We start from the raw sequence: 234 nt of genomic DNA on the forward strand, positions 1-234 counted from the left end.
CTTGCACGTCGTTGCTCAGCACGTTGCCGTTCAGCGTCAGCAAGGTTTCCGACGCCGTCGAAGCGTTGCTGTCGTTCACGCCTTGTGGCAAGTCGTCGACGATGTTGACGTCCAGTGAACCGGTCGCCGTGGTGCCGTTGTCGTCAACCAGGGTCACGGCGAACTGCTCAGGCAGGGTGTTGGCGCCGTTGGCCGTCGGATGCGTTTCGTTGTCGTTGAGGGTGTAGCTGTAGC

General features: G+C 61.1%; 1 protein-coding gene. It reads right to left on the minus strand.

Features of this window, described 5'->3' with window-relative positions; all coding sequences use genetic code 11:
- A partial coding sequence (locus KW841_RS29535; RefSeq protein WP_218480756.1) for a hypothetical protein occupies nt 1–234 on the minus strand: 234 nt, incomplete at both ends.

Source organism: Pseudomonas sp. PDM28 (assembly GCF_019219115.1).
In the GTDB taxonomy this organism is placed as follows: domain Bacteria; phylum Pseudomonadota; class Gammaproteobacteria; order Pseudomonadales; family Pseudomonadaceae; genus Aquipseudomonas; species Aquipseudomonas laurylsulfatiphila.